This is a genomic window from Allobosea sp. 05T438 (assembly GCF_056396025.1).
Map to the genome: position 1 here is coordinate 60,565 of NZ_JBFTKQ010000007.1, position 13,209 is coordinate 73,773.

The following is a 13,209-nucleotide window of genomic DNA, read 5'->3' on the forward strand; positions in this document are numbered from 1 at the left end:
CAGCAATCGTCAATCCAAGTCGGCGGGCACGGAAAATCGACAGGTCGGAGGCGAGTTTCGTTCGAATCATGGGCCGGATCGCCTCGCGACAACGTCGTCTGAATGGGTTCCTCTGGTCGTTCGGTGATAAAACGTTAACCCTAATGCATCCTTAATCCCGGCACCCGCCGCTGTCTCAGAACCGATCGACCGACCCGTGAACAGTCTTCTGATCTCCACCTCCGACGCTGCCGTCTCGATTCACGTGGTTTCGTCCCAGACCTGGCCAGCCTTGCAGGCACGGCTTTCACCGTCCCATCGCAATTTCGCCCTCGCGCAAGGCTTCGCGGCCGGCACGGGCCAGCATTGCTTCCTTCCGGATTCACAGGGAGCGCTCGCCGCCGTTCTTCTGGGTGTCGAAACTGCGCAGCGGCAGCGCGATCCCTTTGCGCCGTCGCGGCTGTCCGCCCTGCTGCCGGCGGGCGACTATGCGCTCGAAGGCGAGATCGACGATCCGGCGATCGCTGCGCTCGGCTGGCTGCTGCAGGGCTATCGCTTCGACCGCTACCGCAAGCCGAAGCCACCGCGCGCGCGCCTGTCTCTGCCGGACGGCGTCCACGGCGCAGAGATCAGCCTGATCGCTGAATCGGCTGCACTGGCGCGCGATCTCATCAACACGCCGGCCAATGAGCTGGGACCGGGCGAGATCGAAGCGGCGATCCGCGGGCTGGCCGCCGAGTGCGGCGCGACGATCACCAGCATCGTCGGGGACGACCTGATCACCCGGAACTTCCCGATGATCCACGCGGTCGGCCGCGCCTCCACACGTGCGCCGCGCCTCGTCGATCTGGTCTGGGGCGATCCGGCCCATCCCAAGGTCACGCTGGTCGGCAAGGGCGTCGCCTTCGACACGGGCGGGCTCAACCTCAAGCCCGACGCCTCGATGCTGCTGATGAAGAAGGACATGGGCGGTGCCGCGGCGGCGATCGCAGCGGCGCGGATGATCATGCTCGCGAAACTGCCGGTGCGGCTGCGGCTCCTGGTGCCGGCGGTGGAGAATGCCGTCTCGGGCAATGCCTTCCGGCCCGGCGATGTGCTGGCGAGCCGCAAGGGGCTCTCGGTCGAGATCGGCAACACCGACGCCGAAGGCCGGCTGATCCTGGCCGACGCGCTGACGCTGGCCGACGAGGAGATGCCGGAACTGCTGATCGATTTCGCCACGCTGACTGGCGCAGCGCGCACTGCCCTCGGACCGGAGCTCCCGCCGTTCTACACCCATGACGAAGGCCTCGCCGCGGAAATCGCGCGGATCGGCATGGCGGTAAACGACCCGGTCTGGCGCATGCCGCTCTGGCGGCCCTATGACGGCCTACTCGATTCCAAGATCGCCGATGTGAACCATGTCTCCAGCGGCGGCATGGCCGGCTCGGTGACGGCGGCGCTCTTTCTCAACCGCTTCGTCGAGAAGACGCAATCCTACGCGCATTTCGATATCTACGGCTGGACCCCCTCGCCCAAGCCGGGACGGCCCGAGGGCGGCGAATGCCAGGGTGCGCGGCTGATCCATGCGCTGGTGAAGCAGCTCTACCCGGCCGGTTAAGGCTGATCGCCGAAGGCGATTGCGCCGCCGCCGGCACAGGATAATGATACGGACCCGTAACGATCGGGAACCGTGCCATCATGCCCTTGGAGATCAGGCCTTCGCAGGCGCTCAGACTGTGGCGGCAGGTGCATCTCGACCTGGTGCGGGACAGCGAAGCCGATCTCTCGGCGCGCCAGACAGCGATCCTGCTGACGGTATATCTCGAGCTGCCGCCGCATACGGTGCGGGGGCTGGCGAAGCAGCTCGGCGTGACCAAGCCGGTGATCACGCGCGCGCTCGATACGCTCGGCAAGCTCGGCCTCCTGACGCGCAAGCGCGACGAGACCGACCGCCGCAACGTCGTGATCCAGCGCACTGTCGCCGGCGCACTCGCAGTCGAGAGGCTGGCCGATCTGGTGACGGAGCACGCCAAGGAGATCGGCGGAAGCTGACGGCTCTCCCAGCAAGACCCTCGCCGCGCTAGATTGCACCCATGACGATTCTCGACCGCCGCATCCACGCCTTTCGCCCCGATCTCGCCGCGCGCCATCTGGCCGGGCAGGTCGAGGCCGCCCGCTTCGCCGATCCGCAGCCGATGCGGGTCGTTGTTCCCTCGGCGCCGCTGCGGCGCGAGCCACGCCCCGACGCAGCGCTCGACACCGAGGCGATCGCGGGCGAGCTGGTCGATGTCTACGAGCGCGAGGAGGGCTGGGCCTGGGTCCAGCTCGCGGGCGACGGCTATGTCGGCTACCTGCCCGACGACGCGTTGCGCCCCGGCCAGCCCCTGCCGACGCACTGTGTCGCGGCGCTCAGGACTTTCGTCTATCCGGGCTCCTCGATCAAACTGCCGCCGCTTGCGTCGCTTTCGCTGAATGCAGGCGTCGCCGTGCTGGAGGCCAAGGGCGATTTCGCCATCCTCGCCGATGGCGGGCACATCTTCCTGAAGCACCTCGTCCCGGCCGATTGCTTCGAAGCCGATTTCGTCGCGGTCGCCGAGCGTTTCCTCGGGGTGCCCTATCTCTGGGGCGGCAAGACCAGCCTGGGCCTCGACTGCTCCGGACTGACACAGCTTGCGCTCGCCGCAGCCGGGGTCGCTTCGCCGCGCGATTCAGACATGCTGGAGGCTGCACTCGGCCGCGCCGTTCCCTTCGATGAGAGTCTCTCCGGGCTTGAGCGCGGCGATTTGATCTTCTGGAAGGGCCATGTCGGCATCCTGACCGACCCGGATACGCTGCTGCATGCCAACGGCTACACGATGACGGTCCATCGCGAGCCGCTGCGGGAAGCGCGCGACCGCATCCTGACCAAGAGCTTCGGCGCCATCACCAGCATCAAGCGGCTGGGGTAGGGGTCAGGCGAGCCTCTTCAACCGATAGAGTGCTTCCAGCGCCTCCCGCGGCGTCATCTCGTCGGGATCGATGGCGGCCAGCGTCTCGCGCAAGCCGTCCGGCTGGTCTTCCGTGACGGCTGGAGCCGACCGGCGCAGCGGCGCGGCGAAGAGCGGGAGATCATCGACCAGCGAGGCGACCGGCTTCTCCCGCTCGGTCTTCTCCAATTCGCCGAGGATGGCGCGGGCCCGCTCGACCACAGCCGGCGGCAGGCCGGCAAGCTTGGCGACCTGAATGCCGTAGGAGCGGTCGGCCGCGCCCGGCACAACCTCATGCAGGAAGACGACCTCGCCCTTCCATTCGGTGACGCGGACGGTGGCGTTGGCCACGCGGTCGAGCCTGTCTCCGAGCGCCGTGAGCTCGTGGTAATGCGTGGCGAACAGGCTGCGGCAGCGGTTGATCTCGTGCAGGTGCTCGATCGCGGCCCAGGCGATGGAGAGGCCGTCGAAAGTCGCCGTCCCGCGGCCGATCTCGTCGAGGATGACGAGCGCGCGCGGGCCGGCCTGATTCAGGATCGCAGCGGTCTCGACCATCTCGACCATGAAGGTCGAACGGCCGCGTGCGAGGTCGTCGGCGGCACCGACCCGCGAGAACAGCCGGTCGACGATACCGATATGGGCGCGGGCGGCCGGAACGAAGGCCCCCATCTGGGCGAGAACGGCGATCAGCGCGTTCTGGCGCAGGAAGGTCGATTTACCGGCCATGTTCGGGCCGGTGATCAGGCAAATGCGCCCGCCCCTGGCGTCGGTGCCGGGCGGCGACAATTCGGTGTCGTTGGCGACGAAGGGCTTGCCGTCGCGCTTCAGCGCCGCCTCGACGACGGGGTGGCGACCGCGCTCGATGGTCAAGGCGACGCCATCATCGATCTGCGGGCGGCTCCAGCCCTCGCGCACGGCGAGATCGGCGAGAGCCGCGGCAACGTCGAGCTCGGCCAACGCCAGAGCCGCGGCCTTGATCGGCTCGGCCTGGGCCAGCACCGCCTCGCAGAGCTGAGCGAAGACAGAGAGTTCCAGCTTGAGCGCCCGGTCGGCGGCAGAGGCGATCTTGGCCTCGAGCTCGCCAAGCTCGACCGAGGAGAAGCGCATCGCGTCGGACATGGTCTGGCGATGCACGAAAGTCGCGCGCCAGGGCTCCTTCAGGAACTCCTCGCCCATCGCCTGCGGCACCTCGACGAAATAGCCGAGCATGGCGTTGTGCTTGATCCGCAGCGTGCGGCAGCCGGTCTCGGCAGCATAGCGCGCCTGCAATTGCGCGATGACCTTGCGTGAATCGACCTGCAACAGGCGCAGTTCGTCCAGCGTCGCGTCATGCCCCTCGCGGACGAAGCGGCCGTCGCGGCGATTGAGCGGCAGCTCGTCGGCCAGCGCGGCGTTGAGACGAACCGGCAGATCGGGATCGCTCTCGCCCAGCGCCCGCATGGCGCGCGCCAGCTCGGCAGGCAATTCACCGCGCCGGGCGAGCAAGGCGGCGATCGCGCGGGCGGCGTCGAGCCCGGCGCCGAGCGCGGCAAGGTCGCGCGGGCCGCCGCGATCGAGCGAGAGCCGCGCCAGCGCACGCGCAACGTCCGGCACCTTCTCCAGCGCCTGCTGGAGATCCTCGCGCAGGGCACTATCCGCCACCAGGAATTCAACCGCATCGTGGCGCGCCGCGATCGCGGCCGGATCAGTCAACGGGCCGGCGAGGCGCTCGGCCAGCAGGCGCGCTCCGCCCGGCGTCACCGTGCGGTCGATCGTGGCCAGCAGACTGCCCTGGCGCTCGCCGCCGAGGGTGCGCGTCAATTCGAGATTGGCGCGGGTGGCGGCATCGATCAGCATCGTCGCCGAGCCGGAATCCCGCACCGGTGCCGACAAGGGCGGCCGGGCGCCGAGCTGGGTGCGCTCGACATAGGCGAGCGCTGCGCCGGCAGCCGCGATCTCGGCGCGGCTGAAAGCGCCGAAGGCGTCGAGCGTGGCGACGCCGAAAAACTCCTTCAGGCGCCGTTCGGCCGAGGCAGCATCGAGCCCGTCGCGCGCGAGCGGTGTCACCGGCACCGCGATCTCGCGCCAGAACTCCTTGAGTTCGGGATCGTCATGGATCGCGTCGGGGCAGACGATCTCGCGCGGCTCGAGACGCGAAAATTCGATGGCTAGCCGCTCCTGCGGCGCCTCCATCACCGTGAAGCGACCGGTCGAGATGTCGATGGCCGCGAGACCGTAGAGCGAGGCCGCCTCCCCCGTCTTGCGGCGCGCGACCGCGACGAGCAGGCTCGCGCGGCCGGGCTCGAGCAGCCGCTCCTCGGTGATGGTGCCGGGGGTGACGAGGCGGACCACGTCGCGCTTCACCACCGATTTGTTGCCGCGCTTCTTGGCCTCGGCCGGGTCCTCGGTCTGCTCGCAGACCGCGACGCGATGGCCGGCGGCGATCAGGCGCTGGAGATAATCGTCGGCGCGCTCCACGGGAACGCCGCACATCGGGATATCGTCGCCCTGATGCTTGCCGCGCTTGGTCAGAACGATGCCGAGGGTGCGCGAGGCGATCTCGGCGTCGCGGAAGAACAATTCGTAGAAATCGCCCATCCGGTAGAACAGCAGGCAATCGGGATTGGCCGCCTTGATCTCGACGTACTGCGCCATCATCGGCGTGACGCGCTCGGTGGCAGCGGCCGGCGCGGCGGATTGGGCGGCTTCGGTGGGGGAGCTGTGACGCATCGGGCGGCACGCTAGCAAAAAGCGGCGCCAAGACCATCCGTTAGGACGGCTTTCAACAATTGAAAGCAAGGTTCTTCGGCTCAATCGGCCGAAAGTCTCGACATTGTTGCTGATCAATCTCGCCGAAAGCCTTTTCTTCCTGCTTCTGGCGGGGCTGCTCCTGACCGTCGCCATGCCCCGGATCGGGGAACGATCCTGGCTGCGGCAGGTGATCGTCGGCGTGCTGTTTGCGGCCGGGGCGCTCATCAGCATGGGCAATCCCTTCGAGATCATACCTGGCCTCGTCGTCGATTCGCGCAACAGCTTCGCCATTCTGGCCGGTCCGATCGGCGGTCCGGGCGCCGCCGTGCTGACGGCCGCGCCGCTCGTCGTGATGCGCTATCTGACCGGCGGTGTCGGCATGGTCACGGGCATTACCGGCATCGTGGCCCGCGCCGTCATCGGAATTGCCTACGCGATCTGGCTGACGCGCCGCCGGCGGCCGCTCGGCGTCGGCGATCTCGCGGCCCTCAGCCTGATAGACGCGCTCTGCCTGCTTGCCTCGGCGGGCCTTATTCCGGGAGAAGCCGGGCAGCGCTTCCTGCGCGAGGCCGTGCCGATCATGATCTTCGTCGGAACGGTCGGCATCTTCCTGACCGGTATCGTCATCATCAACGACCGTGAAAGGCGCGAGACCGCCTATCGGCTGCGGACGCTGATCGACCGCGCTCCCGGAACGCTCTACCAGCGGATCGTGAGGCCGGACGGGGTCATGACCTACCGGTTCGCTTCCTTCTCCATCGACAAGGTGCTGGGCATCAGCAAGGAGCAGGTCGAACGCGATCCCGACATCTGGCTCGGCAAGATGCTCGCCGAAGATCGCATCCGCTTCGAGCAATTGCGTCGGGAGCAGCAGGAAAGCGAGACGCTGTGGCGCTTCGAGGGCCGTTACCACGCTCCAGATGGCGGCGTCGTCTGGCTGCGCAGCGAGTCGACCAAGCGCCGGCTCGCCGACGGAACTCTCGTCTGGGACGGCATCCTGCTCGACATCACCGCCGAGAAGACGCTGGAAGCGCGCCGCGCCGAAATCGAGATGCTCCGCAAGACCGCGCTCGACGAACTCGCCGGCGATCTGGAACGCACCGTCGGCAAGGCGCTCGCCGATGTCGGGGTTTCGATGCGTGACATGCACGCCGCCGCCAGCCAGATGGTGCAAAGCGCCAGCAAGACGACCCAGCGCGCCGAAGGCGTGACCCGGGAGGCGGAAAGCGCATCGCAGCGGGTCGGCAGCGTCGCGACCGCGGCGGAAGAGATCGAAGCCTCGATCCGGGAACTCACCCGGCAGACGAGCCATGCCGACGAGACGGTGCGCGCCGCCGCCAGCTATGTCCGCAGCACGCGAAGCGACGTTACGGGGCTGACGGAGGCGGCCGACAAGGTTCGCGCCGTGCTCGATTTCATCGAAGAGATCGCAGCCCGCACCAATTTGCTGGCGCTGAACGCCACCATCGAGGCCGCGCGCGCAGGCGCCGCCGGGCGCGGCTTCGCCGTCGTGGCGGGCGAGGTCAAGACGCTCGCGGAGCAGACCCAGAAAGCGACGCGCGACATCGCCGAAACGCTCACCGACATCCGCGGTGCGGCCGCGACTGCCGTCGAGGCCGTGGCCCATATCGAGGACACGATGACGACGATCGAGCGGACATCCGGCGCGATCGCCTCCGTCGTCAGCCGGCAGGCCGACATCGCCTCGACCATTGCCGCCGATGCGCAGGCCGTCGCTCTCAGCGCTGACGCCGTCACCGCCAATGTCAGCGCGGTCGGCACCGAGGTGCGCGTCACCGGCGACGCCGCCATCGGCGTGGCGGACGCCGCCCGCAGGGTCGATGAGCAGGCCGAAGCGCTCGACCGCTATGTCGGTGATTTCGTCCGCAGCGTGCGCAACCGCCTGTAGCATCCGACGCCGCGGTGGTTCACGCGTTACCCGGCAAGAGTTCTGTGGGACTATAACGGCTTGTGGTCCCGTGGCGGGCGGCCGTATGGTCAGCTCCCCCGAGGAAATGCTCAAGAAAAGACGCTTCGATGAACGACCGCCCGACGACCAAGAGAACGCGCCCGACCTTCACGGACCAGGAAGCCCTGCTGTTCCACTCGCAAGGGCGGCCCGGCAAGCTCGAGGTGGTGCCGACGAAGCCGATGGCGACGCAGCGTGACCTGTCGCTGGCCTATTCGCCGGGCGTGGCCGTGCCGGTGCTGGCGATCGCGGAGGACCCGTCGCGCGCCTATGACTACACCACCCGTTCGAACCTCGTCGCGGTGATCTCGAACGGCACCGCCATCCTCGGCCTCGGCAACCTCGGCGCTCTGGCCTCGAAGCCGGTGATGGAGGGCAAATCCGTCCTGTTCAAGCGCTTTGCCGACGTCGACTCGATCGACCTCGAGGTCGACACGGAGGACCCGGACAAGTTCATCGACGCCGTGCGCTATCTCGGCCCGTCCTTCGGCGGCATCAACCTCGAGGACATCAAGGCGCCCGAGTGCTTCATCATCGAGCAGCGCCTGCGCGAATTGATGGACATCCCGGTCTTCCACGACGACCAGCACGGCACCGCGATCATCGCCGCCGCCGGCCTGGTCAACGCGCTCGACCTGACGGGACGCGACATCAAGTCGACAAGGCTCGTCATCAACGGTGCCGGCGCCGCCGCCATCGCCTGCATCGAGCTCCTGAAGGCGATGGGCTTCAAGCCCGACAACGTCATCCTCTGCGACACCAAGGGCGTGATCTACCAGGGCCGCACCGAGGGCATGAACCAGTGGAAGTCGGCCCATGCCGCCGTCACCGACCGGCGGACGCTGGCGCAGGCGCTGGAGGGAGCGGACGCCTTCTTCGGCCTCTCGCAGAAGGGTGCGGTGACCAAGGAGATGGTCGCCGCGATGGCGCCGAACCCGATCATCTTCGCCATGGCCAATCCCGATCCGGAGATCACGCCGGAGGAGGTCGCCGCGGTGCGCGACGACGCGATCATGGCGACCGGCCGCTCGGACTATCCCAATCAGGTCAACAACGTCCTCGGCTTCCCCTTCATCTTCCGGGGAGCGCTCGACGTGCGGGCGACCACGATCAACATGGAGATGAAGATCGCTGCAGCGGAGTCGCTGGCGATGCTCGCCCGCGAGGACGTGCCCGACGAGGTTGCCGCAGCCTATCAAGGCGCGCGGCCGCGCTACGGAAAGGATTACATCATCCCCGTGCCGTTCGATCCGCGCCTGATCCATGTCGTGCCGATGGCGGTTGCCAAGGCGGCGATGGATTCCGGCGTCGCCGGCAAGCCGATCGTCGACATGGGGACCTACAAGGCGCAGCTCTCCGCCCGCCGCGACCCGATCGCCGGCACGCTCAACCGCATCTTCGAGCGGGTGAAACGCTATCCCAAGCGCGTCGTCTTTGCCGAGGGCGAGGAGGAGCAGGTCATCCGCGCCGCAGCGTCCTTCGTCAATCAGGAGCTGGGCCAGGCCATTCTCGTCGGCCGCGAGGAGCGCATCTACGAGACCGCGACCTTCCTCGGCGTCGATCTCGAAGCCAAGGGCATCTCGATCCAGAACGCGCGGCTCTCCCACCGCAACAGCGCCTATGCGCAGTATCTCTACGAGCGGCTGCAGCGGCAGGGCTATCTCTTCCGCGACTGCCAGCGCCTGATCAACCAGGACCGCAACCATTTCGCCGCGGCGATGGTGGCGCTCGGCGATGCCGACGCGATGGTGACGGGCGTGACCCGCAACTATTCGATCGCGCTTGAGGAAGTCCGCCGCGTCATCGACGAGAAGCCCGGCCACCGCGTGATCGGCGTCTCGATCGTGATCTCGCGCGACCGCACCGTTCTCGTCGCCGACACCGCGATCACCGAGATGCCGACGGCCCAGGCGCTCTCCGAGATCGCGATCGAGGCGGCCGGCGTCGGCCGCAGGCTCGGCTACGAGCCGAAGGTGGCGATGCTCGCCTTCTCGACCTTCGGGCATCCAGCCGGCGAGCGCTCCGAAAAGGTGCGCGACGCGGTGGCGATCCTCGACGGCCAGCGCGTCGATTTCGAGTATGACGGCGAGATGGCGGCGGATGTCGCGCTCAACCGCGAGATCATGACCCAGTACCCGTTCTGCCGCCTGTCTGGGCCGGCAAACGTGCTGGTGATGCCGGCCTTCCACTCGGCCTCGATCTCGACAAAGCTGCTGCAGGAACTCGGCGGCGCAACCGTGATCGGGCCGCTGATCGTCGGCCTCGACAAGCCCGTGCAGATCGTGCCGCTCGGCGCGAAGGATTCCGACATCGTCAACATGGCGGCGCTGGCCGCCTTCAACATCGGCGGCTGAGGCGTGCAACTCCGGGGCGGCAAGCCGCCCCGGTTCAGGACGCCTTCTTCTTCCGCGTCTCGGCCGCCTTCTTCGCCGAGGCCGAGCGCTCGGACTGCGGGCGAGCGGCCGCAGCCTCGCCGCCGATCAGCCCGCCGCGCTTGGCAGAGACATCGGTGTCGGGCTTGCCGCGGCCGGAGCCCGATTTGTTGCCGCCGCCGCTTTCCTTGTTGACGGTAGCCCACGCCCGGCGCTCGGCTTCCTCATGCGAGACGCCGCGCTCCTCGTAGCCTTCCTCGATGTGCTCGGCCCTGCGCTTCTGCTTGTCCGTATAGGCTGATTTGTCGCCACGCGGCATGATGAACCTCCCTTCCTGGAGTCGAGCGTTGAACGCCGGCGGGTAGCGGCTGTTCCCCCGTCCCACCCGTGCCGCCCCGAGGCAGCCGGCTGCTACGGGAATGCCGGCATGGCGTGGATCGCCGGCGGCTTCTGGTACCGGCGCACGGCCCGAGCCGGTTGTAGCCCGGCTCTCTCATAGGGCTCATTCGCCGCAGCGGCTTGTGCATCGCTGCCAACGCGCTATCTCTCGGGCCGGGGCGCGGCCGCGCCCTCCCGTCCCCCCGTGTCGCCGCGATCGAGCTGCGGCGCGCAACCCAGAGAGCGCATGTCGTTCGGCCCGCATGAGCCAGGAATGCACCTGCGCAAGCGCAGCCGCTGGTGGTGGCTCGGCCCGCTGGCGAGCACCGTCATCTTCGGCGCTTCGCTCGTGGTGCTCTGGCACATCATCAGCCAGATGGAGCCGGGCCAGCTCGCCGGTGCCTTCGCCAATGCCAGCCTGCGCCAGCTCGGACTTGCGTCGTGCTTCACGGCGCTGAGCTATCTGCTGCTGACGGGATACGATGCGCTGGCGCTGCGCCGGCTAGGGCTCTCCATCGCCTATCGCACCACGGCGCTTGCCTCCTTCACCAGCTATTCGGTTTCCTTCACGCTCGGCTTCCCGATCGTGACGGGCGGCACGGTTCGCTACTGGATCTATTCACCGAAGGGCGTGCGCGCCTCGGAAGTCGCGAGCCTGACGGTGATCGCCGGCATCACCTTCTGGCTCGGGCTCGGCGCCATCCTCTGCGCCAGCCTGGTCTATTCGGCCGGTTCCGTCGCCATGCTGGCGCGGACCTCGCCACTCGTCGTCCAGATCGTCGGCGGCCTCGTCGGCCTCGGCATCATCGGCTACCTGATCTGGATCGCCACGGGCGAGCGCTCCTTGCGCGTGCGGGGCTGGAACCTGCATCTGCCGGGGCTGGGCACCACGCTCGGCCAGATGGCGCTCGGCGCCTGCGAGGTCAGCGCTGCCGCGGCCGTGCTGTTCGTGCTGCTGCCGGGCGGCTACAATCTCGACTACCCGACGTTCCTGGCCGCCTACATCTTCGCCTGCCTGATCGGCATCGCCAGCCACGCGCCCGGCGGCCTCGGGGTCTTCGAGGCGACGATGCTGGTCGCGCTCAACCGGCTTCCCTACGAGCAGGTGCTCGGAGCGCTGCTGATGTTCCGGGTGATCTACTACGTCGTGCCCTTCATCCTGGCGCTGGCCATGCTGGCGCTGAACGAGATCATCCGCCGGATCCGCCGCCACGAGCCGTGAGGCGGGCGCCTATTTCAAGGCGACGATGATCATCAGGAAGGCGAGCAGCAGCAGGAGCTGCCTGAAGCTCCAGTTGATCTTGCGCAGCTGCTCGGCGCTGCTCTCTTGCCAATCCTCGTCGGACGCGTGACCGGGCTCGGCCGCAACCTGATGCGCGGGCACGACCTCGACCAACGGCTCGGCACGGGCCTGCGGCATCCACTCGATGCTGTCGATGAAGCCCCGGGCCGGGACAACGGCATTTCCATCGCTTCCCGGCGCGAGATACCAGCCGACCGGACTCCCGGCGGGCAGCTCGCGATCCTCCTCCCGCACCCAGAGGCTCGTCGTCGCGCTGAGCGAAACCTCCTGTGCAAGCCCTTTAAGAATGTCCGCCTTGAGCGCCTCGAACACCGATGGGGCCAGAAACACATCGGCAAAGGGCATCTCGGCTCCGCCCTCATCGCGATAGCCGAGCATCAGCAGGAGTCGCGGCTGCTCGCTCGACGCGGCGAGCGGACGCAAGGTGAGGCCGATCGCCTCGGCCTCGCCGTCGAAGCCGGCGCGCCGCAACACGCCATCCGCCACACGGGCCTCGGCGAGGATGCGCTGCGCGTCCTCGAGGCGCCCGTCGCGGCTCTCGAAGCCGCCGACGATGCGAAGCCGCGCGGCCTTCAGCCGGAAGCGCCGGGCCGAGCCCTGGACGTAGCGGGCCAATGAACCCTCGATCGCCATCCGCCCTTCACTGACGGAGACGCTGCGCAATGCTGATGATTCGTTCATGCTCCCGTCCTGTTTCGCGGCAACGATAGCAGTTCGAACCGGCGTCGTCAGGCGATGGCTCCTGACAGCATCGCGACAGCGTCGCAGGATAGAGCAACACCGCACCTCGAGGAGGCAATATCCATGACGGACGAACTCGTGCTGTACACGAATCCCATGTCGCGCGGCCGGATCGCGCGCTGGATGGCGGAAGAGGTCGGCCAACCCTACCGGGCCGAGATCCTCGGCTTCGGCGCTCCGATGAAGAGCGCGCAATACAAGGCGCTCAACCCGATGGGGAAGGTGCCGACACTCGTCCATGGCGACACCGTCGTCACCGAATGCGCCGCGATCTGCGCCTATCTCGCCGATGCCTTTCCGCAGGCAGGGCTGGCGCCGGAGGCGACAAGCCGGCTGCGCGGCCCCTATTATCGCTGGCTGTTTTTCGCCGCCGGGCCGGTCGAAGCCGCCGTCAGCAACAAGGCCTTCGGGCTTGAGGTGCCGCCGGACCGGGCACGCGCGATCGGCTACGGGACCTATGCGGATGTGATGGACACGCTCGAACAGGCCGTCAGCCAGGGGCCGTATCTGCTCGGGGACCGCTTCAGCGCCGCCGACGTCTATGTCGGCTCGCAGATCCTGTGGGGCTTGCAGTTCGGCACGATCGAAAAGCGGCCGGCCTTCGAGGCCTATGGCGCACGATTGGCCAGCAGACCGGCGGCAAAGCGGGCCGACGAGATCGACAGCGCGCTCATGGCCGAGATGCAGAAGACCGGCTGAGCCGGGAAGCGCGCCCGGCGCATGGCGCATGGCCGGCTGGGCGGGTTGCCGGTCCCTGCCGGCAGGTCTAATGCTGCCGCCTGATCATTG

The 13,209-nt window shown here is 67.9% G+C and carries 10 protein-coding genes; 7 read left to right on the forward strand and 3 right to left on the reverse strand.

Translation table 11 applies throughout. The features are described from left to right. Positions 1-196: 196 nt before the first annotated feature. From AC1DIN_RS15875 to AC1DIN_RS15885, 3 genes are all read left to right on the forward strand, one after another. Positions 197-1,579 carry a leucyl aminopeptidase family protein gene (locus tag AC1DIN_RS15875; RefSeq protein WP_476810479.1) on the forward strand — a complete coding sequence of 461 codons (1,383 nt, stop codon included), beginning with the start codon at positions 197-199 and terminating at the stop codon, positions 1,577-1,579. An 80-nt stretch (positions 1,580-1,659) separates the two neighbouring features. Next, positions 1,660-2,013: a MarR family winged helix-turn-helix transcriptional regulator gene (locus tag AC1DIN_RS15880; protein WP_441472163.1), complete on the forward strand. Its 354-nt coding sequence runs from the start codon at positions 1,660-1,662 to the stop codon at positions 2,011-2,013. A gap of 41 nt (positions 2,014-2,054) precedes the next feature. Continuing rightward, positions 2,055-2,909, forward strand: coding sequence for a C40 family peptidase (locus AC1DIN_RS15885; protein WP_476810480.1), 855 nt, complete (start codon positions 2,055-2,057; stop codon positions 2,907-2,909). Between the two features lie 3 nt (positions 2,910-2,912). On the opposite strand, the gene mutS is transcribed toward AC1DIN_RS15885, so the two are convergent. Continuing rightward, complete coding sequence (mutS, locus tag AC1DIN_RS15890; protein WP_476810481.1) at positions 2,913-5,636, reverse strand: DNA mismatch repair protein MutS; 2,724 nt, start codon at positions 5,634-5,636, stop codon at positions 2,913-2,915. 103 nt (positions 5,637-5,739) lie between these two features. Between mutS and AC1DIN_RS15895 the strand changes: the two genes are divergently transcribed. Together AC1DIN_RS15895 and AC1DIN_RS15900 are read left to right on the forward strand one after the other, a co-directional pair. Then, positions 5,740-7,566: a methyl-accepting chemotaxis protein gene (locus tag AC1DIN_RS15895; RefSeq protein WP_476810482.1), complete on the forward strand. Its 1,827-nt coding sequence runs from the start codon at positions 5,740-5,742 to the stop codon at positions 7,564-7,566. Between the two features lie 128 nt (positions 7,567-7,694). Then, a complete protein-coding gene (locus AC1DIN_RS15900; protein ID WP_476810483.1) occupies positions 7,695-9,980 on the forward strand; it encodes an NADP-dependent malic enzyme in 2,286 nt (761 codons plus the stop codon). 34 nt (positions 9,981-10,014) lie between these two features. Here AC1DIN_RS15900 and AC1DIN_RS15905 read toward each other — a convergent pair whose 3' ends face one another. Beyond that, positions 10,015-10,317, reverse strand: a complete 303-nt coding sequence (locus AC1DIN_RS15905) for a plasmid stabilization protein (protein WP_476810484.1) — start codon at positions 10,315-10,317, stop codon at positions 10,015-10,017. Positions 10,318-10,650: 333 nt separating this feature from the next. Between AC1DIN_RS15905 and AC1DIN_RS15910 the strand changes: the two genes are divergently transcribed. Further along, the gene (locus AC1DIN_RS15910) at positions 10,651-11,598 is read left to right on the forward strand and encodes a lysylphosphatidylglycerol synthase domain-containing protein (RefSeq protein ID WP_441472157.1); all 948 of its coding nucleotides are present in this window, start codon (positions 10,651-10,653) and stop codon (positions 11,596-11,598) included. A gap of 9 nt (positions 11,599-11,607) precedes the next feature. Here the strand turns inward: AC1DIN_RS15910 and AC1DIN_RS15915 are convergent, their stop codons facing one another. Next, on the reverse strand, positions 11,608-12,360 hold the full coding sequence (locus AC1DIN_RS15915) for a hypothetical protein (RefSeq protein ID WP_476810485.1): 753 nt from the start codon (positions 12,358-12,360) through the stop codon (positions 11,608-11,610). A gap of 123 nt (positions 12,361-12,483) precedes the next feature. On the opposite strand from AC1DIN_RS15915, the gene AC1DIN_RS15920 reads away from it, so the two are divergent. Further along, a complete protein-coding gene (locus tag AC1DIN_RS15920) occupies positions 12,484-13,119 on the forward strand; it encodes a glutathione S-transferase family protein (RefSeq protein WP_476810486.1) in 636 nt (211 codons plus the stop codon). The last annotated feature ends 90 nt before the right edge of the window (positions 13,120-13,209 follow it).

Bases quoted from the DNA above. Each gene is read 5' to 3' on its own strand.
- AC1DIN_RS15880 (WP_441472163.1), top strand. From the start codon at position 1,660: ATGCCCTTGGAGATCAGGCCTTCGCAGGCGCTCAGACTGTGGCGGCAG.
- AC1DIN_RS15885 (WP_476810480.1), top strand. From the start codon at position 2,055: ATGACGATTCTCGACCGCCGCATCCACGCCTTTCGCCCCGATCTCGCC.
- mutS (WP_476810481.1), bottom strand. From the start codon at position 5,636: ATGCGTCACAGCTCCCCCACCGAAGCCGCCCAATCCGCCGCGCCGGCC.
- AC1DIN_RS15900 (WP_476810483.1), top strand. From the start codon at position 7,695: ATGAACGACCGCCCGACGACCAAGAGAACGCGCCCGACCTTCACGGAC.
- AC1DIN_RS15905 (WP_476810484.1), bottom strand. From the start codon at position 10,317: ATGCCGCGTGGCGACAAATCAGCCTATACGGACAAGCAGAAGCGCAGG.
- AC1DIN_RS15910 (WP_441472157.1), top strand. From the start codon at position 10,651: ATGCACCTGCGCAAGCGCAGCCGCTGGTGGTGGCTCGGCCCGCTGGCG.
- AC1DIN_RS15915 (WP_476810485.1), bottom strand. From the start codon at position 12,360: ATGAACGAATCATCAGCATTGCGCAGCGTCTCCGTCAGTGAAGGGCGG.
- AC1DIN_RS15920 (WP_476810486.1), top strand. From the start codon at position 12,484: ATGACGGACGAACTCGTGCTGTACACGAATCCCATGTCGCGCGGCCGG.